General features: G+C 72.1%; 19 protein-coding genes. 15 read left to right on the top strand and 4 right to left on the bottom strand.

Annotation, left to right across the window (positions count from 1 at the left end; all coding sequences use genetic code 11):
• Window positions 1-243: 243 nt before the first annotated feature.
• Window positions 244-906 (bottom strand): N-acetylmuramoyl-L-alanine amidase, encoded by a 663-nt coding sequence (locus tag IEZ01_RS24445; RefSeq protein ID WP_019889644.1) that lies wholly within the window; start codon window positions 904-906, stop codon window positions 244-246.
• 61 nt (window positions 907-967) lie between these two features.
• On the opposite strand from IEZ01_RS24445, the gene mnmA reads away from it, so the two are divergent.
• The 10 genes from mnmA (at window position 968) to gatB (ending at window position 12818) form a co-directional block, all read left to right on the top strand.
• A complete protein-coding gene (gene mnmA, locus IEZ01_RS24440; protein ID WP_028798009.1) occupies window positions 968-2092 on the top strand; it encodes a tRNA 2-thiouridine(34) synthase MnmA in 1125 nt (374 codons plus the stop codon).
• 62 nt (window positions 2093-2154) lie between these two features.
• Window positions 2155-2694, top strand: coding sequence for an LOG family protein (locus tag IEZ01_RS24435; RefSeq protein ID WP_189203781.1), 540 nt, complete (start codon window positions 2155-2157; stop codon window positions 2692-2694).
• A gap of 27 nt (window positions 2695-2721) precedes the next feature.
• The gene (locus IEZ01_RS24430) at window positions 2722-3411 is read left to right on the top strand and encodes an SDR family oxidoreductase (RefSeq protein ID WP_189203779.1); all 690 of its coding nucleotides are present in this window, start codon (window positions 2722-2724) and stop codon (window positions 3409-3411) included.
• Window positions 3412-3481: 70 nt separating this feature from the next.
• Window positions 3482-4486, top strand: coding sequence for a methionine synthase (locus IEZ01_RS24425; protein WP_189203777.1), 1005 nt, complete (start codon window positions 3482-3484; stop codon window positions 4484-4486).
• 40 nt (window positions 4487-4526) lie between these two features.
• Complete coding sequence (gene ligA, locus IEZ01_RS24420; RefSeq protein WP_019889654.1) at window positions 4527-6716, top strand: NAD-dependent DNA ligase LigA; 2190 nt, start codon at window positions 4527-4529, stop codon at window positions 6714-6716.
• 229 nt (window positions 6717-6945) lie between these two features.
• Window positions 6946-9054 carry a putative bifunctional diguanylate cyclase/phosphodiesterase gene (locus tag IEZ01_RS24415; RefSeq protein ID WP_019889656.1) on the top strand — a complete coding sequence of 703 codons (2109 nt, stop codon included), beginning with the start codon at window positions 6946-6948 and terminating at the stop codon, window positions 9052-9054.
• A gap of 104 nt (window positions 9055-9158) precedes the next feature.
• Window positions 9159-9455, top strand: a complete 297-nt coding sequence (gene gatC / locus IEZ01_RS24410; RefSeq protein ID WP_019889657.1) for an Asp-tRNA(Asn)/Glu-tRNA(Gln) amidotransferase subunit GatC — start codon at window positions 9159-9161, stop codon at window positions 9453-9455.
• A 4-nt stretch (window positions 9456-9459) separates the two neighbouring features.
• Window positions 9460-10959, top strand: a complete 1500-nt coding sequence (gatA, locus tag IEZ01_RS24405) for an Asp-tRNA(Asn)/Glu-tRNA(Gln) amidotransferase subunit GatA (RefSeq protein WP_189203775.1) — start codon at window positions 9460-9462, stop codon at window positions 10957-10959.
• 97 nt (window positions 10960-11056) lie between these two features.
• Entirely contained in the window at window positions 11057-11290 is a 234-nt protein-coding gene (locus IEZ01_RS24400) for a hypothetical protein (protein WP_040875683.1), read from the top strand.
• 16 nt (window positions 11291-11306) lie between these two features.
• Complete coding sequence (gene gatB / locus IEZ01_RS24395; RefSeq protein ID WP_019889660.1) at window positions 11307-12818, top strand: Asp-tRNA(Asn)/Glu-tRNA(Gln) amidotransferase subunit GatB; 1512 nt, start codon at window positions 11307-11309, stop codon at window positions 12816-12818.
• 38 nt (window positions 12819-12856) lie between these two features.
• Here gatB and IEZ01_RS24390 read toward each other — a convergent pair whose 3' ends face one another.
• The gene (locus IEZ01_RS24390; protein WP_189203773.1) at window positions 12857-15619 is read right to left on the bottom strand and encodes a tetratricopeptide repeat protein; all 2763 of its coding nucleotides are present in this window, start codon (window positions 15617-15619) and stop codon (window positions 12857-12859) included.
• On the bottom strand, window positions 15616-16017 hold the full coding sequence (locus IEZ01_RS24385; RefSeq protein ID WP_019889662.1) for a hypothetical protein: 402 nt from the start codon (window positions 16015-16017) through the stop codon (window positions 15616-15618). The genes IEZ01_RS24390 and IEZ01_RS24385 overlap by 4 nt, the downstream gene beginning before the upstream one ends.
• A gap of 188 nt (window positions 16018-16205) precedes the next feature.
• Between IEZ01_RS24385 and IEZ01_RS24380 the strand changes: the two genes are divergently transcribed.
• The 5 genes from IEZ01_RS24380 to IEZ01_RS24360 all read left to right on the top strand — a co-directional run bounded on the left by IEZ01_RS24380 (window position 16206) and on the right by IEZ01_RS24360 (window position 24723).
• Window positions 16206-18296, top strand: coding sequence for a phosphocholine-specific phospholipase C (locus IEZ01_RS24380; RefSeq protein ID WP_189203771.1), 2091 nt, complete (start codon window positions 16206-16208; stop codon window positions 18294-18296).
• A gap of 232 nt (window positions 18297-18528) precedes the next feature.
• Window positions 18529-20769: an MMPL family transporter gene (locus tag IEZ01_RS24375; protein ID WP_189203769.1), complete on the top strand. Its 2241-nt coding sequence runs from the start codon at window positions 18529-18531 to the stop codon at window positions 20767-20769.
• Complete coding sequence (locus IEZ01_RS24370) at window positions 20747-21304, top strand: GNAT family N-acetyltransferase (RefSeq protein WP_189203767.1); 558 nt, start codon at window positions 20747-20749, stop codon at window positions 21302-21304. Before IEZ01_RS24375 ends, IEZ01_RS24370 begins: the two co-directional genes overlap by 23 nt.
• A gap of 160 nt (window positions 21305-21464) precedes the next feature.
• The gene (locus tag IEZ01_RS24365) at window positions 21465-21638 is read left to right on the top strand and encodes a hypothetical protein (protein WP_019889666.1); all 174 of its coding nucleotides are present in this window, start codon (window positions 21465-21467) and stop codon (window positions 21636-21638) included.
• A 7-nt stretch (window positions 21639-21645) separates the two neighbouring features.
• Window positions 21646-24723, top strand: coding sequence for a helix-turn-helix transcriptional regulator (locus IEZ01_RS24360; protein ID WP_229833195.1), 3078 nt, complete (start codon window positions 21646-21648; stop codon window positions 24721-24723).
• Here IEZ01_RS24360 and IEZ01_RS24355 read toward each other — a convergent pair.
• Window positions 24720-24926 (bottom strand): DUF6191 domain-containing protein, encoded by a 207-nt coding sequence (locus tag IEZ01_RS24355; RefSeq protein ID WP_019889668.1) that lies wholly within the window; start codon window positions 24924-24926, stop codon window positions 24720-24722. The genes IEZ01_RS24360 and IEZ01_RS24355 overlap by 4 nt on opposite strands.
• Window positions 24927-24928 lie beyond the last annotated feature (2 nt).

The following is a 24928-nucleotide window of genomic DNA, read 5'->3' as shown; positions in this document are numbered from 1 at the left end:
CCCTCATACAACCAGCGAACTACCGAACACCCAATGTGACAAGACCCGCTAACAAAGCACTACTAGGGGGTGTCTTGCGGATCTTGCCGGGCTCGCCTGCCCTGACACCGCACCTTGCCGCGTTGTCGTCAGTCGCCGACGCTCCGCGTGGGCTCCTTCCTCCGCCTTGCGATGCACGGCGCCAGACCCCGCTCGCTGATCCAGCCTGATCCACAAGACACCCCCTGGCCCGCGGGAGGCGGCTCACGCCTTCGCCGGAGCCGGCTCCCGGGACGCGGCCCGTACGAGCTTCATGTACCGGTCCCAGTCCCAGTGCGGACCGGGGTCCGTGTGGTCCGTGCCCGGCACCTCGACATGGCCGATGATGTGCTCCCGGTCGAGCGGTATCCCGTACCGCCCGCAGATCCCGGCGGTCAGCCGCGCCGACGACGCGTACATCGCCTCCGTGAAGTCCTTGGCCCGGTGCACGTAGCCCTCGTGCTCGATGCCGATGCTGCGCTCGTTCATGTCCCGGTCGCCCGCGTGGAAGGCCACGTCCAGCTCACGGATCATCTGGGCTATGTGTCCGTCCTTACGGACCACGTAGTGGGTCGCCGCCCCGTGCCCCGGGTTCTTGAACACCTTCAGCGCGGTCGGGAAGCTGCCCTGGACAACATGGATCACGACCCGGTCGATGGTGAAGTCGTCCGGACGGTCCGCCCGCCGCCAGTTCGCCCGCGCCGCCGCCGTCCACTGCGCGCCCGGGTGGTCGAGCTCGCCCTCGACCCGCTTCTTCCGCGTGCCCGGCAGCCGCCACCAGGCCCGTCTGATCTCGTCCCGGGCCAGCAGCGCCGTACCCGCCACGGCGGCACCGCCACCGATCAGCACCGCACGCCGGCCGATCCCCCGCTTCGGTTCGCTCCCCATGTGACCGTGAACGCATACTCACGTGCCCCCGGTTCCCGCGGGCCCGTACTCTGGTAGGGCTATGACTCAGACTCCCCAGCGCCCTCTCCGTGTGCTCGCCGCCATGTCGGGCGGCGTGGACTCCGCCGTCGCCGCCGCCCGTGCCGCCGAAGCCGGGCACGACGTGACCGGGGTCCACCTGGCGCTCTCGGCCAACCCGCAGTCCTTCCGTACCGGTGCGCGCGGCTGCTGCACCGTCGAGGACTCCCGTGACGCGCGCCGCGCGGCGGACGTGATCGGCATCCCCTTCTACGTGTGGGACCTGGCCGAGCGGTTCCGCGCCGACGTCGTCGACGACTTCGTCGCGGAGTACGAGGCCGGCCGCACCCCCAACCCGTGTCTGCGCTGCAACGAGAAGATCAAGTTCGCGGCGCTGCTCGACAAGGCGCTGGCGCTGGGCTTCGACGCGGTCTGCACGGGCCACTACGCGACCGTCGTCCTCAACGACGACGGCACCCGCGAGCTGCACCGGGCCTCCGACATGGCCAAGGACCAGTCGTACGTCCTCGGGGTCCTCGACGAGAAGCAGCTCGCCCACGCCATGTTCCCGCTGGGCGACACCCTCACCACCAAGGACGAGATCCGGGCCGAGGCCGAGCGCCGAGGTCTCGCCGTCGCCAAGAAGCCCGACAGCCACGACATCTGCTTCATCGCCGACGGCGACACCCAGGGCTTCCTCGCCTCCCGGCTGGGCAAGGCCGAGGGCGACATCGTCGACGAGTCCGGTACGAAGGTCGGCTCCCACGAGGGGGCGTACGGCTTCACCATCGGCCAGCGCAAGGGCCTGCGCATCGGCCACCCCGCGCCCGACGGCAAGCCGCGCTACGTCCTGGACATCTCCCCGGTGAACAACACCGTCACCGTCGGCCCGGCCGAAGCCCTCGACGTCACCGCCCTCACCGCGATCAAGCCCCGCTGGTGCGGCACCGCCCCGGCCGGCCCGGGCACGTACACCGCCCAGCTGCGGGCCCACGGCGGCGAGACCGAGATCACCGCCGAGCTCGTCGACGGCGAGCTGCGGGTGGCCTTCGCCGAGCCGGTACGGGGCGTCGCCCCCGGCCAGGCGATCGTGCTGTACGACGGCACGCGCGTGGTGGGCTCGGCGACGATCGCCACGACCACCCGGCGCACGGCCGTCTCGGCCTGAGCACCGGCACGGGGGCCACGGGTCCCCGGCCGTTGTCGGCGGCGGGGCCTACGGTGGAGCCCATGAACATCTGCGTCTTCCTCTCCGCGGCCGATCTCGACGAGCGCTACACCGGCCCCGCCCGCGAATTCGCCGAACTCCTTGGCAAGGGCGGCCACGCCCTGGTCTGGGGCGGCTCCGACGTGGGCCTGATGAAGGTCGTCGCCGACGGTGTGCAGGAGGCGGGCGGCCGGCTCATCGGGGTCTCCGTGGACTTCCTGGCCCACAAGGCACGGCCGGGCGCCGACGAGATGGTGATCACGAAGGACCTCGCCGAGCGCAAGGCACAGCTCCTGGCGAAGTCGGACGCGATCGTCATCATGGTCGGCGGCACCGGCACCCTCGACGAGGCCACGGACATCCTGGAGCTCAAGAAGCACGGGCAGACCACCAAACCCGTCGTGCTCCTCAACACCGCCGGGTTCTACGACGGGCTCAAGGAGCAGTTCCGCCGCATGGAGGCCGAGGGCTTCCTGCCGGTGCCCCTGACGGACCTGGTCTTCTTCGCCGAGGACGGCGTCTCGGCCCTCGCCTACCTGGAGGAGAACGCGGGCGTCCAGTGATCCGTGGGTGATGCGAGCATGGTGCCCATGGCTACCCATCTGATCACCGGAGCGGGCTCCGGCATCGGCGCGGCCGTCGCGCGCCGCCTCCACGAGCGCGGCGACGACCTGGTCCTGCTCGCGCGCGACGCCGGACGCGCCAGGGAACTGGCGGCCGCCCACCCCGGCGCCCGTACGCTCGTCGCCGACCTGGCCGACCCCGACCGCATCTCCTGGGCGCTCGGCCAGCAGCCGATGCCGGACCGCCTGGACACCCTGCTGCACATCGCCGGGATCGTGGACCTGGGGCCGGTCGCCGAGCTGCGCCCCAAGACCTGGCACCAGCAGCTCAACACCAACCTGATCGCGCCCGCCGAGCTGACCCGCCTCTTCCTCCCGCAACTGCGGGCCGCCCAGGGCCACGTCCTCTTCGTGAACTCCGGCGCGGGCCTCAACGCCCACGCCGAATGGGGCGCCTACGCCGCCTCCAAGCACGGCCTCAAGGCCCTCGCCGACTCCCTCCGCCACGAGGAGCACGGCAACGGCGTCCGCGTCACCTCCGTCTACCCGGGCCGCACGGCCAGCCCCATGCAGGCCAAGGTGCACTCCCAGGAGGGCAAGGAGTACGACCCCTCCCGCTGGATCGACCCGGAGTCCGTCGCCACGGCGATCCTCACGGCCGTCGACCTTCCGCGCGACGCGGAGATCAACGACATGACGGTCCGTCCGGGGCGCTGACACCGCTCCCCGGGGCCCCTGCGGCGGGACGGCCCGCCACCCGCCGCGCACCGGCACGTACGCTTCCTGCGTGAGCGAGAAGAACGAGTTCGGCTGGGGCCCCGCCACCGGCGTCGGATCGATGCCCGGCGGCGACGCCCGGGAGGCCGCCAAGACCGTGACCGGGTCCTTCGAGGACTTCCCGCACCTCGCGGAGCTGCCCGCCCGCGGGCCCGGCGCCGACATGATCGGGCGGACCATCGGGATGCTCGTCGAGATGTACGCGCACGTGGAGCCCAGCGGCTGGCGGGTCAGCGACCGGCCCGGCCGGGACACCCGCCGCGCGCGGTCCTGGCTCGGCGAGGACCTCGACGCCCTGGAGGAGTTCACCCAGGGCTACGAGGGCCCGCTCAAGGTCCAGGCGGTCGGCCCGTGGACGCTCGCCGCCGCGCTGGAACTGCGCGGCGGCGAGGCCGCGCTCGGGGACCCCGGCGCCTGCCGGGACCTCGTCGGATCCCTCGCCGAGGGGCTGCGCGACCACCTCGCCGACGTGCGCAGGAGGGTTCCCGGCGCCCGGATCCTGCTCCAGCTCGACGAGCCCTCCCTCACCGCCGTCCTGCGCGGCCAGGTCCGCACGGCCAGCGGCTACCGCACCTACCGGGCCGTCGACCGGCAGATCGTGGAGAGCGCCCTGCGCGAGGTGATCGGCGCCGCGGACGGACCGGTGACCGTCCACAGCTGCGCCCCGGACGTCCCCTTCGCGCTGCTGCGCCGGGCCGGCGTCGCCGGGGTCTCGTTCGACTTCGACCTGCTCACCGAGCGTGACGAGGAGTCGATCGGAGAGGCAGTCGAGGCCGGTACGAAGCTCTTCGCGGGCGTCGTCCCCTCCACCGACACGGCATTGTCAGACCCTGCCGGTAGCGTCATGGGTGTCAGAACGCTGTGGCGCAGGCTGGGGCTGAATCCGGGGACTCTCGCCGAGTCCTTGGTGATCACTCCCACGTGCGGTCTGGCGGGTGCTTCGCCCGCCTACGCCCGCGCGGCCCTCACGCACTGCGTGCGGGCGGCCAGATCGCTCGCTGACAACCCTGAGTAACGGGCTGAGTAACGGGCTGAAGTAACGGGAGGACGAGACGGTGGCTGTCGAGCAGAGCGCGGAGATGCCGGTGCCGACGGAGGCACGGGAGAAGCACGCGCAGCTGGCCGAGCAGGTCGAGGAGCACCGCTTCCGGTACTACGTGAAGGACCAGCCGGTCATCAGCGACGCGGACTTCGACAAGCTGCTGCGCACCCTGGAGGCCCTGGAGGACGAGTATCCGGAGCTGCGCACGCCCGATTCGCCGACCCAGAAGGTCGCCGGGGCGTACGAGACCGAGTTCACCGCCGTCGACCACCGCGAGCGGATGCTCTCGCTGGACAACGCCTTCGACGACGCGGAGCTGGCCGCCTGGGCCGAGCGGGTGGCCCGCGACGTCAACACCCCCGACTACCACTTCCTGTGCGAGCTCAAGGTCGACGGCCTGGCCGTCAACCTCACGTACGAGAAGGGGCGGCTGACCCGTGCCGCCACCCGCGGCGACGGCCGCACCGGCGAGGACATCACCCCCAACGCCCGGACCATCAAGGGGATCCCGGACCGGCTGCGCGGCGACCGCATCCCGGACCTCGTCGAGATCCGCGGCGAGGTCTACTTCCCGATGGAGAAGTTCGAGGAGCTCAACAAGCGCCGGGTGGAGGCGGGCGAGCAGCCCTACGCCAACCCCCGTAACTCCGCCTCCGGTTCACTGCGCCAGAAGGATCCCAAGGTCACCGCGACGCTGCCGCTGCGGATGGTGGTGCACGGCATCGGCGCGCGCGAGGGCCTGCAGATCACCCGCCTCTCGGAGGCGTACGGCCTGCTCAGGGAGTGGGGTCTGCCCACCGCGGGGCACAACAAGGTCCTCGGCTCGCTCGACGAGGTCCGGGAGTTCATCGCCCACTACGGCGAGAACCGCCACTCGGTGGAGCACGAGATTGACGGTGTCGTCGTCAAGCTCGACGAGATCCCGCTCCAGGGGCGGCTCGGCTCCACGGCGCGCGCGCCGCGCTGGGCGATCGCCTGGAAGTTCCCGCCGGAGGAGGTCAACACCAAGCTGGTGAACATCCGCGTGGGCGTGGGCCGCACGGGCCGTGTCACGCCGTACGCGCAGGTTGAGCCGGTGACCGTGGCCGGCTCCGAGGTCGAGTTCGCCACCCTCCACAACCAGGAGGTGGTCAAGGCCAAGGGTGTGCTCATCGGCGACACCGTGGTGCTGCGCAAGGCCGGTGACGTGATCCCGGAGATCCTCGGTCCGGTGGTGGACCTGCGGGACGGCAGCGAGCGGGAGTTCGTGATGCCGACCGAGTGCCCCGAGTGTGGGACACCCCTGCGGGCCATGAAGGAGGGCGACATCGACATCCGTTGCCCCAACGCCCGTACCTGCCCGGCCCAGTTGCGTGAACGTCTCTTCTACCTGGCCGGGCGCGAGTGCCTGGACATCGAGGCGTTCGGCGCGGTGGCGGCCGCGGCGCTCACCCGTCCGCTGGAGCCGGCGGACCCGCCGCTGGTCGACGAGGGCGACCTCTTCGACCTGACGATCGAGCAGCTGCTGCCCATCAAGGCGTACGTCCTTGACCAGGACAGCGGACTTCCCAAGCGCGACCCCAAGACCGGCGAGGAGAAGGTCGTCACGGTCTTCGCCAACCAGAAGGGCGAGCCGAGGAAGAACGCCCTGGCGATGCTGGAGAACATCGCGGCGGCCCGGCAGCGCCCGCTCGCCCGGATCATCAACGGTCTGTCGATCCGTCACGTCGGCCCGGTCGCCGCCCAGGCGCTGGCCCGGGAGTTCCGCTCGATCGAGCGGATCGAGCAAGCCACCGAGGCGGAGCTCGCGGCCGTCGACGGCGTCGGCGGCATCATCGCCACGGCGGTCAAGGAGTGGTTCGCCGAGGACTGGCACCGCGAGATCCTCCGCAAGTGGCGCGAGGCCGGCGTGCGGATGGAGGAGGAGGGGACCGGCGAGGACGAGGGACCGCGTCCGCTGGAGGGGCTCACGGTCGTCGTGACCGGCACCCTGGAGAACCACACCCGGGATGGCGCAAAAGAGGCGCTGCAGAGCCGCGGAGCGAAGGTGACCGGTTCCGTTTCGAAGAAGACGTCCTTTGTGGTTGTCGGTGACAACCCCGGTTCCAAGTACGACAAAGCCATGCAGTTGAAGGTTCCGGTTCTGGACGAGAACGGCTTCGCGGTCCTGCTCGAGCAGGGTCCGGACGCCGCTCGCGAAGCGGCACTCCCCATCGCCGGGTGAGGCTCTGGGCGCTGAGCGGGTATCACCCGTTCAGCGCATACCAGATGGATACGGGAGGTCGGGTCGCATTCGGGCAAGACCTGTAGAGCGCTGCCCGTCGATGCCTTCCGCGGCCTACTGTTGAGACGTGCGCCTGTCATGCACGGCTGCGTGGTGGGATTTCCGCCGTGGTGGCATGACAACGGGCCACCACGTGGCATCGGCACCGCCGGCTGTGAGAGGGACGGGAATGAAACCGACCGAGAGTGCCGCACCGGTCACCCGGCCGCGTGGTCGCGCGGCCGTCGTGGGCATCACGTCCGGACTGCCCGGCGTCATGCTGGGCGTCGCCGTCATCCTGCTCGGCACCGGAATCTACCGGGCCGTGAGCGAGGGCCACGCCCTCTTCCCGAGCGGCGCCGAGGGCTGGTCCCTCGCCGTCCTCACCGGCCTCATCGCCGGCCACCTCGTCGCCCTCGGCCGGGACCGCTGGTGGGGCGGCACCGGCTCCGGCGCCGCCCTCACCCTCGCCGTGCTGCTGCTGTACGGCTGGGTGCCCGCCGGACTCGTCAGCCTCGCCGTCGTCGTCCTCGTCGGCGCCGCCCGCCGGCACCGCTGGCGCCAGGGCCTGCTGCACGGCGCCACGGACGTCCTCGGCATAGGCGGCGCGGCGCTGATACTCGCCGCCTTCGGAGACGTACCCACCGTCGAGGAGCCCTGGCGGCCCGGGGCGTGGGGCTGGGACGTCGTGCCCGAGGTGGTCCTCGCGGCCTTCGCCTTCCTCGCCGTCACCCGGCTGCTGCTGTGGTTCGCCCTCACCCCCCAGGGCGGCGGGCTGCCCACCGTCGCCCGCACGGCCCTGCTCCGCCAGGGCCTCGTGGCCGTCGCCCTGCTCGGCATCGCCCCGCTGATCTGCGTGGTCGCCATGTCCGTGCCGATCCTGCTGCCGCTCTTCGCCGTGCCCCTGATCGCCCTGGACTCCACGCTCTGGATAGCCCGCGCCCGCGCCGAGGAGCAGCTGCGCGACCCGCTCACCGGCCTGCCCAACCGCCAGTGGCTCCTGGAGCGGACCTGGACGGCGCTGGAGGAGGCCGAAGGGGACGGAGCCCGCGCCGCACTCGTCCTGATCGACCTCGACCGCTTCCGGTCGGTCAACGACACCCTCGGGCACCTCGCGGGCGACCGCCTGCTGCTCCAGATAGCCGAGCGGCTGCGCCTCGCCCTGCCCCGGGGCGCGGAGGCCGCCCGCCTCGGCGGCGACGAGTTCGCCGTACTCCTGCCCACCGCGGACTCCACCACCAGCGCCCAGCGCGTCGCCCGCCACCTCGTCGCCGAACTCTCCTCGCCCCTCGACCTCGACGGACTGACCCTCGTCCTGGAGGCCAGCGCCGGCGTCGCCGTCTTCCCCGAGCACGCCCTCGACGCGGAGGGCCTGCTGCGCCGCGCGGACGTGGCGATGTACCAGGCGAAACGTGACCGCACCGGCGTCGAGGTCTACGAGTCCAAGCGCGACTCCAACACCCCCGACCGCCTCGGCCTCCTCGGCGACCTGCGCCGCGCGCTCGACGCGGGCGAGGTCGAGCTGCACTACCAGCCCAAGGTCGGCTTCGACGGCCACGTGGCCGGTCTGGAGGCGCTCGTGCGCTGGGTGCACCCCGAGCGCGGCCGGGTCCCTCCCGACGAGTTCATCGCCATCGCCGAGTCCTCCGGGCTGATGCCGCACCTCACCGAGTACGTCCTGGAGACCGCCCTCGCCCAGGTCGCCCGCTGGCGGGCGCAGGGCCTGTTCGTCCCCGTCGCCGTGAACGTCTCGCCCCGCGACGTCCACACCCCCGGCTTCGCCGGGGCCGTCGCGGCCCGGCTCGCCCGGCACGGGGTCCCGGCGGGCGCGCTCCAGCTGGAGATAACGGAACACGTCCTCCTGGAGGACCCCCAGCGCGCCGCCGACACCATGGCCGGGCTCACCGGCCACGGCGTCAAGATGTCCCTGGACGACTTCGGCACCGGCTACTCCTCCCTGGTCCACCTGCGCCGCCTCCCGGTCAGCGAGCTCAAGATCGACCGCTCCTTCGTCGCCCGGCTCGCCGTCGACACCGAGGACGCCGAGATCGTCCGCTGCACCGTCGACCTGGCCCACTCCCTGGGCCTCCTGGTCGTCGCCGAGGGTGTCGAGGACGACGAGACCTGGGAGCGCCTGCGCGACCTGGGCTGCGACGCCGTCCAGGGCTGGCTCGTCGCGGCGGCGATGCCCCCGGACGAGACGACCGCCTGGCTCCGGGCCCGCGGCGAACGCGGCTGGCACCGCCCCTCGGAGCTCGCCGCCGCAGACCCGGCGGAGGCCGACCAGGTCGTGCAGTGACCCCCTCGGGCGGGGCGCCCGGGCAAACCGTTTCACGGTCATGCCGCCGGGCCCCATAGGATTGGGCTCAAAGCCCAAAAACACCAACCCCAGAGGATCGCTGCATGCCTGGCATCACGCGCGAGGAGGTACTCCACCTCGCACGGCTGGCGCGCCTTGAGCTGTCCGGCTCCGAGCTCGATCACTTCGCCGGTCAGCTCGACGACATCATCGGCGCGGTCGCCCGCGTCTCCGAGGTCGCCGACCAAGACGTCCCGCCGACCTCCCACCCGCTGCCGCTGACCAACGTCATGCGCGCGGACGAGGTCCGTCCGTCGCTCACCCCCGAGCAGGCGCTTTCCGGCGCCCCGGCCCAGGAGCAGCAGCGTTTCAAGGTGCCGCAGATCCTGGGGGAGGACTAATCACATGACGGACAGCACCATCATCAAGCTCACCGCCGCCGAGATCGCCGAGAAGATCGCGTCCGGCGAGCTCACGGCCGTCGAGGTCACCGAGGCCCACCTCGCCCGGATCGACGCCGTCGACGAGAAGGTCAACGCCTTCCTCCACGTCGACCGCGAGGGCGCCCTCGCCCAGGCCCGTGCCGTCGACGCCAAGCGCGCCGCCGGCGAGAAGCTGGGCCCGCTCGCCGGTGTCCCGCTCGCCCTGAAGGACATCTTCACCACCGTGGGCGTGCCCACGACCGTCGGTTCGAAGATCCTCGAAGGCTGGCTGCCGCCGTACGACGCCACCCTGACGCGCAAGCTGAAGGAGGCCGACGTCGTCATCCTCGGCAAGACCAACATGGACGAGTTCGCCATGGGGTCCTCCACCGAGAACAGCGCCTACGGCCCCACCGGCAACCCCTGGGACCTCACCCGGATCCCCGGCGGCTCCGGCGGCGGCTCCTCCGCCGCCCTCGCCTCGTACGAGGCTCCGCTCGCCATCGGCACGGACACCGGCGGCTCCATCCGCCAGCCCGCCGCCGTCACCGGCACCGTCGGCGTCAAGCCGACCTACGGCGGCGTGTCCCGCTACGGCATGGTGGCCTTCAGCTCCAGCCTCGACCAGGGCGGCCCCTGCGCCCGTACGGTCCTGGACGCGGCCCTCCTGCACGAGGTCATCGCCGGCCACGACCCGCTCGACTCGACCTCCATCGACGCCCCGGCCCCGCCGGTCGTCGAGGCCGCCCGCAACGGCTCGGTCGCGGGGATGCGCGTCGGCGTCGTCAAGCAGTTCCGCGGCGAGGGCTACCAGGCCGGTGTGGTGCAGCGCTTCGACGAGTCCGTCGAGCTCCTCAAGGAGCTCGGCGCCGAAATCGTCGAGCTCGACTGCCCCTCCTTCGACCTGGCGCTCTCCGCGTACTACCTGATCGCGCCCTCGGAGTGCTCCTCCAACCTCGCCCGCTTCGACGCCATGCGCTACGGCCTGCGGGTCGGCGACGACGGCACGAAGTCGGCCGAGGAGGTCACCGCCCTCACCCGTGAGGCCGGCTTCGGCGACGAGGTCAAGCGCCGCATCATCCTCGGTACGTACGCGCTCAGCTCCGGCTACTACGACGCGTACTACGGCTCGGCCCAGAAGGTCCGTACGCTCATCACCCAGGAATTCGAGCGCGCCTTCGAGCAGGTCGACGTGATCGTCTCCCCGACGACCCCCACCACCGCCTTCCCGATCGGCGAGCGCGCCGACGACCCGATGGCGATGTACCTGGCCGACCTGTGCACCATTCCGACCAACCTGGCCGGCAACGCCGCCATGTCGCTGCCCTGCGGCCTCGCGCCCGAGGACGGCCTGCCGGTCGGACTGCAGATCATCGCCCCCGCCATGAAGGACGACCGGCTGTACAAGGTCGGCGCCGCCGTCGAGGCCGCCTTCGTGGAAAAGTGGGGTCACCCGCTGCTTGAGGAGGCTCCTTCACTGTGAGCGACGCACACGCGGCCGCCTGGCCGCAGGCAGCGACGATGGCCGCACCTCTGCGCCGCGAGGGCGGAGAAGCGAAGGGAGAGATGCTGTGAACGCCATGGCAAAGAAGGCCAAGAACTTCAAGAAGTCCAAGACCGGCGTGTACGTGTCGCTGGCCAGCACCGCCTTCGGCGCGATCAGCGTCGCGAAGCAGGCCAAGCTGGCCCGCAACGACAACGACACCCTGCGGCTGATCGACGCCGCCGTGTCCGCCGCCGCCATCGTTACCGGCCTGGCGATCCTCTACCGGGAGCTGAAGCGCCTGGGCGACGACGACGTCCTGCTGGGCTGAGAGGGAAAGTCTCACTGTGACCGTCACCGAACTGCTGTCGTACGACGCGGCCCTCGCGGCGTACGACCCCGTCATGGGCCTTGAGGTCCATGTCGAACTGGGTACGAAGACGAAGATGTTCTGCGGCTGCTCCACCGAGCTCGGTGCCGAGCCGAACGCCCAGACCTGCCCCACCTGTCTCGGCCTGCCCGGCTCCCTCCCGGTGGTCAACGCCGTCGGCGTCGAGTCGGCGATCAAGATCGGTCTCGCGCTGAACTGCGAGATCGCCGAGTGGTGCCGTTTCGCCCGGAAGAACTACTTCTATCCGGACATGCCGAAGAACTTCCAGACCTCGCAGTACGACGAGCCGATCGCCTTCAACGGCTATCTGGACGTCCAGCTCGAGGACGGCGAGATCTTCCGCGTGGAGATCGAGCGCGCCCACATGGAGGAGGACACCGGCAAGTCGACGCACATCGGCGGCGCGACCGGCCGTATCCACGGCGCCTCGCACTCCCTGCTCGACTACAACCGCGCCGGTATCCCGCTCATCGAGATCGTCACCAAGCCGATCGAGGGAGCGGGCGAGCGCGCCCCCGAGGTCGCCAAGGCGTACGTCGCCGAGCTGCGAGAGCTCATCCGGGCGCTCGGTGTCTCCGAGGCCCGGATGGACAAGGGCCAGATGCGCTGCGACGTGAACCTGTCGCTGCGCCCGCACGGCACCAAGGTCTTCGGCACGCGCTCCGAGACGAAGAACGTCAACTCGCTCCGGTCCGTGGAGCGGGCGGCGCGCTTCGAGATCCAGCGTCACGCGGCCGTCCTGACCGCCGGCGGCACGATCGTGCAGGAGACCCGCCACTTCCACGAGGACGACGGCACCACCACGTCCGGCCGGATCAAGGACAACGCCGAGGACTACCGGTACTTCCCGGAGCCCGACCTCGTCCCCGTCGCCCCGCAGCGCGAGTGGGTCGAGGAGCTGCGGGCCACGCTCCCCGAGCTGCCGCGGGTGCGCCGCAACCGGCTGCGCGAGGAGTGGGGGATCGGCGAGCAGGACATGCAGTCCATCCTCAACGCAGGCGCCGTCGACCTGATCGTCGCGACGACCGACGCGGGAGCCCCGGCCGACCAGGCCCGCAAGTGGTGGATGGGCGAGCTGGCCCGTAACGCCAACGAGTCGGGCCGCGCCCTGGACGAGCTGCCGATCACTCCGGCGCAGGTGGCCCGGGTGACCGAGCTGGTGGCCTCCGGTGACCTCACCGACAAGCTGGCCCGTCAGGTCATCGAGGGTGTCCTCGCCGGCGAGGGCGACCCGGACGCGGTCGTCGAGAAGCGCGGCCTGAAGGTCGTCTCCGACGAGGGCGCGCTCGGCGCCGCCGTGGACGAGGCCATCGCGGGCAACGCCGCCATCGCCGACAAGATCCGCGGCGGCAAGGTCGCCGCGGTCGGCGCCCTGGTCGGCGCGGTCATGAAGGCGACCCGGGGCCAGGCGGACGCGGCGCGCGTCAAGGACCTGATCCTGGAGAAGCTGGGCGTCAGCGAGGGCTGATCCGCCTCTGGACGCGTACGAGGGCGGCGCCCCGGGTTTCACGACCCGGGGCGCCGCTCTCGTCGTACGCGGCTTCGGAGCGCCAGCAGGGACGTGAGCAGCTGCCCGTACGCGGGCGGGTTCTCGGCGGCGTTCGCCGAGGCCCGCGCGAGGGCGTCCTCGCACACGGCGAGGGCCTCGTGCGGACGACCCGCCAGGGCGAGGGTCTCTGCCAGCTGGCCGAGCGCCCTGACCAGCGGCAACGCGTACCTGCCCGGGTTCCCGGCCGACGCGGCCTCATACAGATTCACGGCGCGGACGGCGAAGACGAGACCGACGAGGGGGCGGCCGGCCTCCACGTGACCGCGGCTCAGGATGGACACCGCGTGACCGAGGCCCGCCCCGTGGAGCTCGGGCGCCTGCGCGTACAGCCGTTCGTGGATCTCCAGGGACTCCTCGGCGGCGCTGAGCGCCTCGGCGGGCCGTTCCGTCATGAGCAGGAGGTGGGCGAGGTTCGACAGTGACTGGGCGAGCTCGCCGCAGGGCGTGGACGGGTGGCCGGCGGCGCGGCGGCGGTGGATGGCGACGGCCTCCGCCGTCGCGTCCAGGGCCTCTTGATGCCGTCCGGCGTTGGCGAGGTCGTCGCTCATGCTCGTCAGCGCGGTGGCGAGGGCTTTCTCGTGGGCGGCGGCGTTCACCCGGACGAGGTAGCGCAGGCAGCTCACCGCCCCCTCGGATGCCCACAGGGCGTCGGCATGCCGTCCTTGGGCCGCCAGCTGGACCGAGAGATTGATGAGAGCGGCCGCGAGTCCGGGCTCGTTGGCGGCCGGGTCCTGCTCGATGAACCGCTGCGCGAGGCGCAGCGACTCGAAGGTGGCGTCCGCGGCCTCGGGCCAACGTCCAAGGCCCGCGAGGCAGTTGCCGAGGGCGTGCAGAGCGATGGAGAGGTGCTCCTCGAGGAGGGGATCGGCGGCGGCCAGCCGGCGCCAGCGCGACACCGCCCGCTCGCTCACGGCCAGGGCCTCCGCGTGCCTTCCCGCGGACGACAGCCAGTTGGCCAGGTCGGTGAGTTCGGCGGCCACGGATGCCTCCCACCGCTCGGGGTCGGACTCGGCGAGCCGGCCGAACAGGGCGGCGGACCTTTCGGTGAGCGAGATGGCCTCCGCGAGCCGTCCGGTGGGGGCGAGACAGGCGGCGAGGCGGGAGAGGGAGGTCGCGAGAGCCGGAATGTCTTCCGGGAGTTCCTCCTGCGCGGCCAGGGACCGTTCGGCCGCGTCCAGGGCTTCGTCGAGGAGGCCGGCGTTCTGGAGCCGGGAGGAGAGGTGGTGGTACGCCGCCGCGCGGGTGGCCGGCGAGTCGTCGAGGGCGAGCAGTTCGTGCGTGAACCGGCGTTGGACGGCGGCGATGCCCGTGTCCAGGTTCACCTGGCGCTGGGCGGGGAACCGCTCCGAGAGGGTGGCGAGGAGCTGTACCGGTACGTCGTCGAGCGCGGCCAGCGCGCTCAGGGCGGCGCTGCCGGCGGCGAGGGCGAGCGACGGGGCGGTCAGGAGCATCGGGTAGAGGTGCCCGGGGCCGAGGTGCGGCCAGCGTTGCGCGGCGGTGGCGAGGAAGGTGACGGCGCGCCGGGCGTGCGGGCCGACCAGGCGAGCGGTGACCTGTCCGGACCAGTCGGCGGCGGGATAGTCGGCGTCGTGGCCGGGCAGGGTCAGGGCGAGGAAATCCTCGGCGAGCCGGTCGGGGTAGAGCGGTTCCAGGACCGTGCCGCGCTCCGGCTCGGCGGCCGGATAGCAGTACCCGTGGTCGTCCAGGACCCGGCCGGGGGAGTGGCCCGTCCCGAGCCCCGCCACGACGGCCGACCCCTTGGGCCGGTCGAGCGTCCCGGTGAGCGCGGCGGCGAAGACCGTCCGGTTCATCGCCTGCGGCGGGGTCGCGTACCGCCCGCCCCGGGCGAAGAGCGTGCCCCAGTGCAGGTGTTCGCGGTCGAGGAGGTAGACGGTCAGCCCGGCCACGTCGGTGGGCGGCAGGCGCCCGTGCGCGTGGGCGTCGACGGAGACCAGAGCGGCGATGTGGAGGGCCAGCGTCAGCCCGTACGGGGGAGGGGGCCCGGGGCCGGGCGCGGCGGGGACTCCGTACCGTACGGCGAAGGCGTCCCGGGCGGCCCGGTACATCTCGGCGCGGGCTTCGGAACCGTCGGGCAGCTCGCCGAGGAGACGGCTGCTCGTGCCGGCCTGGTGGTTGGCGAGGGAGGCCCGCAGGGCGGGCCAGGCGTCGGCGGTCCGGGCGAGCATCAGCACCCGCGTCCGTACGCCCGGCCGGTGCAGCAGGGCGTTGCTGAGCAGCCAGGTGAGATGGGTGAGGGGCCAGCGGTCCGCGTAGTCGACGACGAGCAGGACGCCGCCGTGGCCGTCGAGCGACAAGTCCTCGCTGCCGGGCGGCGGTTGCACGGACCCGGGGCCGTTCGTCGCCGTGACGACCCGCCAGCCGGTCTTCAGGGTCTCGTCGGCGAAGCGGGCGGCGAGGCGCGTCTTTCCCTGTCCGCCGGGCGCGTGCACCCAGTGGACGGCGAGCCTGGGCGGCTCCTGGTCGCGCCAGGCGCGCAGCTCGGCGAGCTCGGCGTCACGTCCGGTGAACGGCACCACTTCGAAGCGGGAGTTGAGCATCCGGCTCGGTAACTCCCGCAACCACGCGGGGTCGGCGGCGGGGGCAGGGCGCCAGTTCACGAGCAGATAGACGGGCGACCCGTCGCCGAAGACGTGGATGTCGGCGCCGATGACCCCGTACGCGTACCCGGAGTCCGCGGTGACGTGCTGCTCGACGCTCACGCGCCCGCCTGGTCGGGGTGGGGGTGGATGACGATGCTCCCGTGCTGGACCCCGAAGACCCGGGCGTTGTCGTGAGCGGTGTTGTGCTGGACCGAATGGTGCGCCTGCGGAAGCCCGGCCATGAGCGCGCGCACCTCGTCGGCGTACTCCGGGTGCTCGGCGAGGAGGGCCCGCAGCCGCAGGGCCCAGGCGGGTGCGAGCGCCTGTCGCGCGTCGTCGGTGTCCTCGGCCCCGGCGACGAGGGCGGCGTCGTCCTCGAGCCGCCGCTCGACCTCCGCCCGCCCCCGGAACAGCCGCACCACACCGTCCCGGGTGACGTGCCAGGCGTCGGTGGCCATCGCGGCGACCACGGCCCCGCCGCCTGCGGCGGCCAGGGCGGTCAGCGACTCGTCCAGCATGCGTGCAGCATTCCACAACCGCGCCCCGGTGTGGGGCGGGATGCGGATGGACTCCCGGGGGCCGGGTGTTGGACGTTCGTCTCGTGGTCGGCGCCAGGTCTTCTCACTGTCACCCGCTCTCACTACCGTCCCCGCGAACCACCCAATGGCTCGAAGGCGAACCATTGGCCGTCGACTGGAGGTCGGTCTTGTCACCCGAGATTTCGCGCAGAAGGCTGCTCGCGCTGGGCGGAGGCGGCCTCGGAGCGGCCGCCGCAGGCTCGTTGCTTCCGCCGTCGCTGCAGGCGGCGATGGCGGCGGGGCCGCCGGCCGGGGGGATGTCGGCCGTCCGGCACGTCGTCGTACTGATGCAGGAGAATCGTTCCTTCGATCACTACTTCGGCACCCTGCGCGGCGTCCGCGGCTTTGGTGACCGCAACGCCATCGAGCTCCCCAGCGGCAGGCCGGTGTTCGAACAGCCCACCGCGCTCGGCCGGACCGTCCTGCCCTTCCCCGTCCGCACCGCCGCCGAGGCCCAGAAGAAGGACCTCCAGTACATCGGCGACCTCGACCACTCCTGGAGCGGCGGAGCCAAGGCCTGGCACGGCGGCTGGATGGACGGCTGGGTCTCCGCCAAGACCGCCGCGACCATGGCGTACTACGACCGCCGGGACATCCCGCTGCACTACGAGCTCGCGGACACCTTCACCATCTGCGACGCCTACCACTCCTCGATCCACACCTCCACCAGCCCCAACCGCAACCATCTGTGGTCCGGCTGGACGGGCTTCGAAGCCGACGGCAGCCGGGCCGTGACCAACGCCGCGTACGCCGAGGGCACCCACCCCGGCTACCCCTGGCCCACCTACGCGGAGCGTCTGGAGGCCGCCGGGCGGACCTGGAAGACGTACACCGAATGGGAGAACTTCACCGACAACAACATCGAGTTCTTCACTTCCTTCAAGAAGATCGCCCGCAAGGCGCTGGCCCGCACCGGCGGGCACACCTTCATGGAGTCCTTCTACGCCGCCGTCCGCGACACCGCCGACACCGCCGAGCGGGCCCGGCTCCTCGCCCTCCTGGAGGAGGGCGTCGCCACCCTGACCGACGCCGAGCGCTCCCTCTTCGAGCGGGGGCTGCGCCGGGTGGAGACCGGCACCCTCGCCGACGCCTTCCGCGCCGACGTCGCCGCCGGCACCCTGCCCGAGGTCTCCTACCTGGTGCCCTCCGCGATCGACTCCGAGCACCCCGGCTCGTCCTCGCCGATCGCCTCGGCCACCCTCGTCTACAAGATCCTCGACGCCCTCGGCTCCCATCCGGACGTCTGGCGGCACACCGTCGTACTGATCAACTACGACGAGAACGACGGCTTCTTCGATCACGTCCCTCCGCCCGTCCCGCCTACCGACAACGCTGACGAACGGTTCAAAGGCCTGCCCACCGGCCTCGGCATCCGCGTCCCGCTGCTGGTGGTCTCGCCCTGGTCGGTCGGCGGCTACGTCTGCTCCGAGGTCTTCGACCACACCTCCGTGATCCGGTTCCTGGAGAGGTGGACGGGGGTCGAGGAGCCCAACATCACCCCCTGGCGGCGCGCCGTCACCGGTGACCTCACCTCCGCCTTCGACTTCCGCCGCGGCCACCGCCTGCCCCCGGTCGACCAGCCGGGCGCCGTGCCGCCGTTCAGCGGCCGCTGGCGGCCCCAGCCGCCGCTGGTGCAGAAGATGCCCGTCCAGGAGCCCGGCACCCGCCCCGCGCGGCCGCTGCCGTACCAGCCGGACGCCTACGGCACCCTCGCCGACGGCGCCATGACCCTGGAGCTGCGCAACACCGGCAAGGCGAGCGCGCACTTCGCGCTCTACCCGTACGAGGGTGAGTTCACCGAACCCCAGCACCGCGATGTAAGGGGCAAGGCGCAATGGACCGTGCCCCTTACCCGGGAGCGGTACCGCTTCACGGTCACCGGCCCCAACGGCTTCCGCCGCGAGTTCGCCGGACGCCGCGACGGCGGCGCCGCGCTCCACTCCCGCATCGACCACCACGACCGTGACCTGCACCTCTCGCTCCGCAGCAGCGGCAGCGAGCCGGTCACCTTCACGGTCCGCCCGCTCGGCTACGTCGACGACGCCGACCTCGCCGACTGGACCCGTACCGTCACGGTCAAGCCGGGCCGCGGCCGTACGGTCGTACATTCCGCCGCCGACGCCCACGGCTGGTACGACATCGAGGTGACGGCGGCCGACGGCTTCTACCGCCGTCTGATGGGTCACATCGAGAACGGGCGGGTGAGCGTCTCCGGCTGAGCGGCGGCGCCGCGAGGGCCGAATCACGAAGAGCAGGACGCGCGGAGGCCCGGGATGTCCGTCCCGGGGCCTCCGCGCACCGCTGTGAGGATGGACACGAAAGGGGCAAAGGATCACGTTTGACTGCGAGAGTGGTCGTATATAGCTCATGCGTCAGGTCATGCGCCAGGTCATGTGTTCTTTGCGGGCTCTTCCCGGTAAAGATCCACGAACCACCCAGGGAGCCCGTCCTTTGGCCGCCATCGCCCGGTGGTGCATCAAGCACCGTCTTGCCGCCGTCCTGCTCTGGCTCGCCGCCTTCGGCGGCGTGACCGCCGCGGCGGCCGTGGCGGGCGGCGCGTACTCCAACGACTACGACGCCCCCGGGACCGAGTCCGGCCGCGCCACCGCCCTCCTCGAGGCCGGCTTCCAGGGCGCCGGCGATGACACCGACACCATCGTCTGGCACACCGACCGGGGCAGCGTCCGCGCCATCGCCGTCGAAGAGCGCATGACCGACATGCTCGACGACGTCGCCGAGCTCCCCGGTATCGCCTCCGTCGTGAGCCCGTACGACGGCCCCGGCGGCGCGTCCCGGATCAGCGAGGACGGGCACACCGCCTACGCCGTCGTCACCTTCCACGAGCAGGCCGACGACATCCCCGAGAGCCAGGCACAGGCGCTCGTCGACACCGCCAAGGCGGCCGAGGCGGACGGCCTCCAGGTCGAGCTCGGCGGCACCGCCGTCGCGCTCACCGAGGCCCCCGGCGGGCACCTCGCCGAAGCCGTCGGCGTCGTGGTGGCCGCCGTCGTCCTGCTCCTCGCCTTCGGCTCCCTCGCCGCGAGCCTGCTGCCCATCGCCACCGCACTGGTCAGCGTCGGCACCGCCTACGCCGGGATCGGGCTCCTCGGCCATGTCATGACCGTCGCCGACTTCGCCCCGATGCTCGGCATGCTCATCGGCCTCGGCGTCGGCATCGACTACGCCCTCTTCATCGTCACGCGCCACCGCAAGGGCCTCAAACGCGGCCTCAGCGTCTCCGAAGCCGCCGAGAACGCCGTCGCCACCACCGGCAGGGCCGTCGTCTTCGCCGGCGCGACCGTCTGCATCGCCCTGCTCGGCATGCTGATACTGCGGCTCAGCTTCCTCAACGGTGTCGCCATCGCGGCCTGTCTCACCGTCGTCCTCACCGTCGCCGCGTCCGTGACCCTGCTGCCCGCACTGCTCTCCTTCATCGGCCCGCGGGCCCTCTCCCGCCGCGAGCGGCGCCATCTCGCCGAGCACGGCCCCCAGCCCGAACTGCCCACCGGCTTCGCCGCCCGCTGGGCCGCCTTCGTCGAGCGCCACCCCAAGCTCCTCGGCGCCGTCGCGGCCGTGGTCATGCTGGTCCTCGCCCTGCCGACGTTCTCGCTCCACCTCGGCACCTCCGACCAGGGCAACAACCCCGCCACGGCGACCACCCGCCAGGCCTACGACCTGCTCGCCGACGGCTTCGGGCCCGGCGTGAACGGCCCCCTCACCCTCGTCGCCACCCTCGACGGAGCCGACGACCGGCTCGCCCTGCGCGAGCTTCCCGACGCGCTGCGCGCCACCAGCGGCGTCGAGACCGTCTCCCCGATCGCCTACAACAGCTCCGGCGACACCGCGGTCCTCACCGTCGTACCGGCGTCCTCCCCCCAGTCCCAGGACACCAGCGACCTTGTCGACCGGCTCCGCCAGGACGTCCTGCCCGCCGCCGAACACGGCACGAGCCTGGACGTCCACGTCGGCGGCCTCACCGCGTCCTACGACGACTTCGCCGAGATCATCATCGGCAAGCTGCCCCTCTTCGTCGGCGTCGTCATCACCCTCGGCTGCCTGCTGCTCCTGCTCGCCTTCCGCTCCATCGGCATCCCGCTCAAGGCCGCCCTGATGAACGTGGCCGCCGTCGCCTCCTCCTTCGGCATCGTCGTCGCGATCTTCCAGTGGGGCTGGGGCAGCGAGCTGCTCGGCCTCGGCAGCGCGGGCCCGATCGAACCCTTCCTGCCCGTGATCATGGTCTCGGTGCTCTTCGGGCTCTCCATGGACTACCAGGTCTTCCTGGTGAGCCGGATGTACGAGGAGTGGCTGGAGACCGGCGACAACCGCCGCGCGGTCCGGGTCGGCCTCGCCGAGACCAGCCGCGTGATCAACTCCGCGGCGGTCATCATGATCTCCGTCTTCCTCGCCTTCGTCCTCTCCGGCGACCGGGTCATCGCGATGTTCGGCATCGCGCTCGCCGCCGCCGTCGCCCTGGACGCCTTCGTCCTGCGCACGCTCCTCGTCCCCGCCCTGATGCACATGCTCGGCGGCGCCAACTGGTGGCTGCCGCGCTGGCTGGACCGGCGTCTGCCGCGCATCAGTATCGAACCGTCCGAGTGCCGCGAGGCGGCCGACGCCCGTGCGAAGATCCCTGGGCAGCTTCTGACGGTTCGCACGGAGGAGATCGAGGATGTTCGCGATATCGCTGGGTGACGACGGCGCCGAGCTCAGGCCCCTGGAGCCCTGGCAGGCCGAGGAGTACCTCGCCCACCTCGACCGCGGCCGCGACTACATCAGCCGGTACGTCCCCCTCGCCGACGTCTGCCACGACCTTGACTCCGCCCGCGCCTTCCTCCAGCGGTACGCCGAGAAGGCCGCCACCGACACCGGCCGGATCTACGGCATCTGGACCGACGGCACCCTCGTCGGCGGAGTCCTCTTCCGCACCATGGACACGGGCCGGGGCACCGCCGAGGCGGGCTGCTGGCTGGAGCCCGCGGCAGCCGGTAAGGGCCTGGTCACCCGGGCCGCCCGGGTCATCATCGACTGGGCCGTCGAGGAGCGCGGCATCCACCGCGTGGAGTGGCAGGTCTCCCCGCTCAACACCGCCAGCATCAACGTCGCCAAGCGGCTCGGCATGACCCGCGACGGCCTCCTGCGCGGCAACGACGTCCACCGAGGGGTCCGCGGCGACACCGAGATCTGGTCCGTCCTCGCCCCCGAATGGCGCGCCGCCCGGGCCGCCTAAGGCGCCCTGGGCATGGCCTTAGCCCGTACGTGAGACCCCGGGCCGCCGCCTAAGGCACCCCGGTCCCCGAACATGCGGCACTTACCCGATGTGACCGCACCCCCTGGGAGACGAAAGTAGAGGCATCGCGAAAGGCGACACCTCACCCAGGGAGAACACGATGTTCGAGTACGAGCTGCACCGCATCAACCAGGCCGAGCTCATCGCCCGCGCCGACGCCGAGCGCCTGGCCGGCCAGTTCCGCAAGGCCCGCCGCGCCCAGCGCCGGTCCGCCAAGCACGAGGCGGAAGGGCGGGTGAGCCGGTCGCCGAGCGCCTTCACCCGGGCCGCGTGACCCGGCCATGGCGACGGTCGTCCCGATCTCGGCTGCCGCGCGGGCGGAGGGGTGTGCGATGCTCGGCGGCGTGGAGAACACGTCCGTCAGCCCCGTGTTCGTCGGCAGAGCCGGTGAACTGACCACCCTCACCGGCGCCTTGGGCCGCGCCACCGCAGGAGAGCCCCAGTCGCTCCTGATCGGTGGCGAGGCCGGGGTCGGCAAGACCCGCCTCGTCGAGGAGTTCCTCGACGAGGCCTGCGGGCGTGGCGCGGTGGTCGCGGTCGGCGGCTGCGTCGAGATCGGCGCCGACGGACTGCCGTACGCGCCCTTCTCCACCGCCCTGCGCTCCCTGCGCCGCCGCCTGCCCGAGGAGTTCGCCTCCGCGGCCGCCGGACAGGAGGGCGAACTCGCCCGGCTCCTGCCCGAACTGGGTGACGCCGGCAGCCAGGAGGCGTACCACGAGACCGGCACCGCCCGCCTCTTCGAGCTCACCGGCCGGCTCCTGGAACGCCTCGCCACCGACCGCACGGTCGTCCTCGTCCTGGAGGACCTGCACTGGGCGGACGCCTCCACCCGGCACCTGCTCGCCTATCTCTTCCGCACCCTGCGCCGCGGCCGGCTCGCCGTCATCGCCACCTACCGCGCCGACGACATCCACCGCCGCCATCCGCTGCGCCCCTTCCTCGCCGAACTCGACCGGCTGCGCACCGTCCGCCGCATCGAGCTCTCCCGCTTCACCCGCACCGAGGTGCACCGCCAGCTCACCGGCATCATGGCCGCCGAGCCCGACCCCGCGCTCGTCGACGAGATCTTCAGCCGCTCCGACGGCAACGCCTTCTTCGTCGAGGAACTCGTCGTCTGCCACACCAGCGGCTGCGCCTCCGGCACCATCAGCGCCTCCCTGCGCGACCTCCTCCTCGTCCGCGTCGAGGAACTCTCCGAGGACGCCCAGAAGGTCGCCCGGATCGTCGCCGAGGGCGGCTCCACCGTCGAGTACGACCTGCTCGCCGACGTCGCCCGGCTCGCCGAGGACGACCTCATCGAGGCCCTGCGCTCCGCCGTCGGCGCCAACATCCTGATCGCCGCCCCGGACGGCAACGGCTACCGCTTCCGCCACTCCCTCGTCCGCGAGGCCGTCAGCGACGACCTGCTGCCCGGCGAACGCTCCCGCCTCAACCGCCGCTACGCCGAAGCCCTTGAGGCCGACCCCTCCCTCGTCCGCGACGACGAACGGGCCACCCGCCTGGCCAGCTACTGGTACCACGCCCACGACTTCACCAAGGCCCTTCCCGTCGTCCTGCGCGCCTCCGTCGAAGCCCGCAAGCGCCACGCCTACGCCGAACAACTCCGCCTCCTCGAGCGGGCCATGGAGCTGTGGGACGACGTCCCCGCCGACGTACGGGCCGGCCTGCGGCCCATCGACTACGCCGGCGCCTACCCGCCCTGCGGCTGCGACCCCGCCACCACCCCGCTGCGCTACCTCGACCTGCTCGCCGAGGCGGCCGTCGCCGCCCGGCTCTGCGGCGAACGCGAACGGGCCCTGAAAATCGTCAAGATGGCGCTGCGCCTCCTCGAAGGGGAGAACGCCACCGACCACGACCCCGTACGCGCCGCATGGTTCTGGATCGAGCGCTCCCGGCTCGTCTCCGGCCTCGCCCGCGGCGACGGCTGGGCCGAGATCGCCACCGCCCAGGAGCTCGTCCGCGGCCTGCCCCCCTCCGCCGTGCACGCCCAGGTCCTCGCCACCGCCGCCGGCTGGGGCATGCTCCACGCCCCCGGCCTGGAGACCTTCGCCGCCGCCGAACGAGCTGTCGAGTACGCCCAGCTCGTCCAGGCCGAGGAGATGGAACTCAACGCCCGGCTCACCCTCGGCGCCCTCATGGTCGACTCCGGCGACGTGGAACGCGGACTCGCCGAGATGGCCGGCGTGAGCGAACGGACCGTCCAGCTTGGCCTGATCAGCGAAGCCGCCCGGTCCCGGACCAACCTCTCCTCCAGCCTGGAAGGCGTCGGCCGCTCCCGCCAGGCCGTTGAGGTCGCCCGCGAAGGCATCGAGCTCACCCAGTGCTGGGGCCTGCTCGACCACGAGGGCTGGATCCTGTCCAACCTCACCGAGTCCCAGATATCCCTCGGCCACTGGGACGAGGCCCTCGACGGCGCCCAGCGGCTCCAGCGCATCGCCTACAGCGCCAAGCCCCGCGGCTCCGCCGCACTCCGGCTCGCCCAGCTCGCCGAGGCCCGAGGTGAACTGGCCACCGCCACCGAGCTCCTGGAACTCGCCCGCGCCGCCTACGGCAAGCACGACCCCCAGATGCAGTACACCCTGCCGATGACCCGGGTCGCCGTGAGCATCGCCGCCGCCGAGGGCCGCCTCGGGGACGTCCGGACCCTGCTCGCCGAATGCGCCGAGGCCGGCTTCCCGCCCGGCAGCCAGCGCTACGCCTGGCCCCTGCTGCTCGCCGCCGTCACCGCCGAGGCCGACACCCGCGGCCTGCCGGCCGCCGCCGAGGGTCGCGCCGAGGCCCTGTCCCGTATTCGCTCGATCGCCAAGTCCCTCCCCGCCCCGGAAGCGGTCTGGATCGCCCACTCCCTGTCCGTCTCCGCCGAACTGACCCGCGCCGAGGGCCACGACGACCCCGACCGCTGGGCCGAGGCCGCCCGCGCCTTCGGCCCCCTGGAACGCCCCTACGACCTGGCCCGGGCCCGGCACCGCTGGGCCGACGCGCTCCTGGCCTCGGGCGGCCGCCGGGAGGAGGCCGCCGCGCTGCTGTGCGAGGCCCATCTCGTCGCCGTCCACCTCGGTGCCCGGCCGCTGCGCGAGAGCCTGGAACTCCTCGCCGCCCGGGCCCGCCTCTCCCTGACGCCCGGCGAACCCGCCTCGCCCCCGGACGAGGACGGCTTCGGCCTCACCCCCCGGGAGCAGGACGTCCTCGGCCTGGTCGCCGCAGGCCGCACCAACCGCCAGATCGCCGAGGAGCTCTTCATCTCGCCGAAGACGGCGAGCGTCCATGTCTCCAACATCCTGGCCAAGCTCGGCGTCGCCGGCCGCGGCGAGGCCGCCGCGATGGCGCACCGCCTCCACCTCCTCCAGGAGGCGAGCTAGGAGCGGCTCCCGTCCTCCTCCGGGTCGGCCCCGCCCGTCCCGGAGGAGGACGGCCGTATCGTGACCTTCCCCGAGGAGAGGTCTATCGGCCCGCGCGACGGGTCGTTGTCCCCCAGGTCCTCCCTGGTCAGGGCCAGGCGCCGCTCCTCGTCACGGGTGTGTTTGCGCCCGGGCGCGAAGAGCTCCTCCATCAGGTTGAACATCG

This window comes from Streptomyces purpureus (assembly GCF_014648195.1).
Taxonomy (GTDB): domain Bacteria; phylum Actinomycetota; class Actinomycetes; order Streptomycetales; family Streptomycetaceae; genus Streptomyces; species Streptomyces purpureus.
Note: the sequence above shows the minus strand (reverse complement) of the source record. Positions and strands in the feature narration are given on the sequence as shown.

Excerpts from the sequence above, each read along its gene's own strand:
- IEZ01_RS24370 (WP_189203767.1), top strand. The coding sequence starts at position 20,747 with ATGTTCGCGATATCGCTGGGTGACGACGGCGCCGAGCTCAGGCCCCTG.
- mnmA (WP_028798009.1), top strand. The coding sequence starts at position 968 with ATGACTCAGACTCCCCAGCGCCCTCTCCGTGTGCTCGCCGCCATGTCG.
- IEZ01_RS24385 (WP_019889662.1), bottom strand. The coding sequence starts at position 16,017 with ATGCTGGACGAGTCGCTGACCGCCCTGGCCGCCGCAGGCGGCGGGGCC.
- IEZ01_RS24355 (WP_019889668.1), bottom strand. The coding sequence starts at position 24,926 with ATGTTCAACCTGATGGAGGAGCTCTTCGCGCCCGGGCGCAAACACACC.
- IEZ01_RS24445 (WP_019889644.1), bottom strand. The coding sequence starts at position 906 with ATGGGGAGCGAACCGAAGCGGGGGATCGGCCGGCGTGCGGTGCTGATC.
- gatA (WP_189203775.1), top strand. The coding sequence starts at position 9,460 with ATGACGGACAGCACCATCATCAAGCTCACCGCCGCCGAGATCGCCGAG.
- IEZ01_RS24365 (WP_019889666.1), top strand. The coding sequence starts at position 21,465 with ATGTTCGAGTACGAGCTGCACCGCATCAACCAGGCCGAGCTCATCGCC.
- IEZ01_RS24400 (WP_040875683.1), top strand. The coding sequence starts at position 11,057 with ATGGCAAAGAAGGCCAAGAACTTCAAGAAGTCCAAGACCGGCGTGTAC.
- IEZ01_RS24415 (WP_019889656.1), top strand. The coding sequence starts at position 6,946 with ATGAAACCGACCGAGAGTGCCGCACCGGTCACCCGGCCGCGTGGTCGC.
- IEZ01_RS24435 (WP_189203781.1), top strand. The coding sequence starts at position 2,155 with ATGAACATCTGCGTCTTCCTCTCCGCGGCCGATCTCGACGAGCGCTAC.
- IEZ01_RS24360 (WP_229833195.1), top strand. The coding sequence starts at position 21,646 with ATGGCGACGGTCGTCCCGATCTCGGCTGCCGCGCGGGCGGAGGGGTGT.
- gatC (WP_019889657.1), top strand. The coding sequence starts at position 9,159 with ATGCCTGGCATCACGCGCGAGGAGGTACTCCACCTCGCACGGCTGGCG.
- IEZ01_RS24430 (WP_189203779.1), top strand. The coding sequence starts at position 2,722 with ATGGCTACCCATCTGATCACCGGAGCGGGCTCCGGCATCGGCGCGGCC.